Origin of the sequence: Streptomyces scopuliridis RB72 (assembly GCF_000718095.1) — a bacterium.
GTDB classification, from domain to species: domain Bacteria; phylum Actinomycetota; class Actinomycetes; order Streptomycetales; family Streptomycetaceae; genus Streptomyces; species Streptomyces scopuliridis.
The window spans coordinates 1-3,822 of sequence record NZ_JOEI01000062.1 but is presented as its reverse complement, the minus strand read 5'-3'; the positions used below and the strand labels follow the sequence as shown (position 1 = coordinate 3,822).

Sequence of the window (3,822 nt, the reverse complement as noted above, 5' to 3'; positions counted from 1 at the left end):
CGGAGGTGCTGGGTCTGTCCCGGGTGGGGATCGAGGACAACTTCTTCGACCTCGGCGGCGACTCCATCATCAGCCTCCAGGTCGTCTCCCGCGCCCGCCGCGCCGGACTCGCCCTCTCCTCCCGCGACGTCTTCCTCCACCCCACCGTCATCACCCTCGCCTCGGCTGTCCAGATCCCTGAGGATCGGCCCGACACCCTCGCCGAACAGGGTGCACTGTCCGGACGCGTTTCCACGCTGCCCGCGCGCGAGTGGTTCTTCGAGACCCACCCCGTGGCACCCGCGCACTTCAACCTGTCGGTCACGGTCGCCCTCGCGCCGGACTTCGACGAGCGCGCGCTGCGGGCGGCCGTCGCGGCCGTACTGGCGCAGCATGACGCCCTCCGGATGACCTTCGGAGTCGGCGCGGACGGTGGGAGGGACGCCGAGTACCGGTCCGCCTTCGGTGTGGACGCCGTGCTTGAGGTCCACGATCTGTCGGATCCGCTCGACGGGGACCGGCGCTGGCGCGAACTCGTCCTCGACGCCCAGTCCGGGTTCGATCTGGAGAATGGCCCGCTCGTCCGCGTTGTGCTCGGACGCCCGGCCCCCGGTCCCGGCGGTGCCCGGCTCGCGGTCGTCGCGCACCACCTGGTGATGGACGGGGTGTCGCTGCGCGTCCTGATGGAGGACCTGTCCACGGCGTACGAGCGGATCGTGGCCGGCCGGCAGCCCGACCTGGGCCCCAAGGGCACCTCCGTACGGCAGTGGGCGGCGCGCCTCGCCGAACACACCGCGCGTGGTGGCTTCGACGCCCAGATCCCCTACTGGCGTTCGGTCACCGAGGGAGCGGTCACCCGTCTGCCCGTCGACCACACGGACGGCCACAACGCGGTCGCTTCCCAGCGCGCCGTCTCGGTGGAGCTGACGTCCGAACAGACGCGGGCCCTGCTGCACGACGTTCCGTCCGTCTACCGCACCCACGCCAATGACGTCCTGCTGGCCGCCCTCGCACGCACGCTCCGTACCTGGACGGGCCATGACCGGGTCGCGGTCAATCTGGAGGGTCACGGCCGTGAGGAGATCTTCGACGACACCGATCTGACCCGTACCGTCGGCTGGTTCACCTCCATCTACCCCGTCGCCCTCGCGCTGCCGGAAGACGCCGACGACTGGGCCTCGGCGATCAAGCAAGTGAAGGAGCAGCTCAGGGCCGTGCCTGATCGCGGTGTCGGCTATGGAGCGCTGCGCTATCTGGCCGGCGCGCCGGCCGGGGAGCTGGATCCGCGGATCAGCTTCAACTACCACGGGCAGTTCGATGTGGCCGGTGACACCGCCGACGGTCTGTTCCGGGAGGCGCTGCCCGGCGAGGGCGGGGACCACGCCCCGGCCGAGCGCCGCCCGCACCTGCTCGATGTCGTCGGCGTTGTCCAGGACGGCCGGCTGGTGTTCTCTTGGATCTACTCCGCCGACACGTACTTGGAGGCGACGGTACGCGGCGTCGCCGAATGCTTCGCCGCGGAACTGGTGGCGTTCGCCGAGCACTGCGCGGAGCCGGGTACGGGCGGCTGCACTCCCGCGGACTTCCCACTGGTACGGCTGAGCCAGGCCGAGGTGGACCGGATAGCCGGCGACGGCCGGGATGTCGAAGACATCTATCCGCTGACCCCACTCCAGTCCGGCATGCTCTTCCACGCGCTGGCCGAGCCCGACTCCGCGGCCTATCTGGAGCAGCTTGCCTTCACCCTGGAAGGCACCGTCGACCTCGACCGGCTGACCCGGGCGTGGCAACGGGTCGTGGAGCGCTCGGACGCGCTGCGGGTCTCGCTGGTGTGGGACGACGTCCCGGAGCCGGTGCAGGTGGTGCGTCGTCGCGTCAGCCTCCCGGTGCGGAGGATGGACTGGTCCGGTGCCGACGAGGGCGAACAGGGCCTGCTGCTCGCGGACTTCCTCGCCGAGGACCGCGAGCGGGGCATGGACCTGACGGACGGACCGCTGCTGCGCGTCGCTCTCGCGCGGCTCTCGGACGACGCGGTCCGGGTGGTGTGGACGTTCCATCATCTGCTGCTGGACGGCTGGAGCAACTCGGCGCTGCTCTCGGATGTGATCGCCGAGTACGCGGCGCTCGACGCGACACCGACACCGACACCGGCACCAGCACCAGCACCGGCATTGGCACCGGGCTCCGACTCGGACCCGGAGGCCGGGGCGCAGGCTACGGTGTCGTCCGCCGGGCGGGCGGCGGTGTCGCGTGGTCGGTTCGGTGATTACGTGCGTTGGCTGGCGGACCAGGACCAGAACGCCGGCCGTGAGTACTGGCGTGCCGCGCTGGCCGGGTTCGGTGACCCGGTGGCGCTGCCCTTCGACCGGGCGCCCGAGCAGGCACGCGGCGGCGGATCGAGCGAGCGGATCTCGGTGGACGTGCCGCCCGAGGTCGCCGCACGGGTGACCGGCTTCGTACGGCGTCATCGGCTGACGGTGAACGCGGTGGTGCAGGGTGCGTGGGCGTTGGTGTTGTCACAGTACGCGGGGTCGTCCGATGTGGTGTTCGGTACGACGGTGTCGGGGCGTCCGGCGGATCTGCCGGGGGCCGAGGACATTCTCGGGCTGTTCATCAACACACTTCCGGTCCGCGTGAAGGTGGACCCCGCTCGGCCGGTCTCCGGCTGGCTCGGCGATCTCCAGGCCCACATGGCCGAATCACGGCAGTTCGAGTACGTGGCGCTGTCGGACATCGACTCCGCTGTGGCCGCGGGCGCTTCGCTCTTCGACAGTCTGGTGGTGTTCGAGAACTACCCGGTCGATACGGAGGCCGCGGCGCGGCACGGGCTGAGTGTGCGCGGTGTGGAGGCCGTCGAGTCGACGAACTACGCGCTGACGCTGGTTGCGTCCGCCATCGGCGACCAGTTGGAGATGACGCTCGCCTACGACGCGGCACTGTTCGACGCGAGCACGGCGGAGATGCTGGCCGCGCGGCTGACCAGAGCCGTCACCAGTCTGACCAATACGGCGGACGCCCCGCTGGGCACGCTGTCCCTGCTGCCGGACGAGGAGTGGCGACGGGTATCGCGCGAGTGGAGCGTGGGTGTCGTGGATGACCGCGTGTCCCCGCGGTCCCTGGTGGACGGTTTCGCGGCCCGCGTGGCGGCATCTCCCGATGCCTTGGCGCTGGTGTGCGGTGATGTGTCGCTGACGTACGCGCAGCTGGACGCGCGAGCGGTACGGCTGGCGCGGGTGCTGGCCGGGCGCGGCGTGGGTGTCGAGTCGCGGGTGGGGCTGCTGCTGGAGCGATCGGCGGATGTGGTCGTCGCGATGCTGGCGGTCCTGAAGGCGGGCGCCGCTTACGTACTGTGCCGGTGATCGAGTCGGACGCGGAGCCGGTGGGTGATGCCGTGCTTCCGGTGCGGGTGTCGGGGGGTTCGTTGGCGTATGTGATGTTTACGTCGGGGTCGACGGGGGTGCCGAAGGGTGTTGCGGTGACGCATGGGGATGTGGTGGCGCTGGCTGCTGATTCCCGGTGGTCGTCGGGGGCGCACGGCAAGGTGTTGTTCCATTCGCCGCATTCGTTCGACGCGGCGACGTATGAGGTGTGGGTGCCGTTGTTGAGTGGTGGGACGGTGGTGGTGGCCGAGGGCGAGTTGAGTGTGTCGGTGGTGCGGGATGCGGTGGTGCGCGGGGTGTCGGGGTTGTGGGTGACGGCGGCGTTGTTCGGTGTGCTGGTGGAGGAGGACGCGGGCTGTTTTGTGGGTTTGGGTGAGGTGTGGACGGGTGGGGATGCGGTGCCGGCGGTGGCGGCGGAGCGGATGTTGGCCGCGTGCCCGGGGACGGTGCTGGTGAATGGTTA

The 3,822-nt window shown here is 70.3% G+C and carries 1 pseudogene; it reads left to right on the top strand.

The features are described 5' to 3' along the window. Positions 1-3,822: pseudogene (locus IF11_RS0135920) on the top strand (condensation domain-containing protein); the annotation flags it as partial.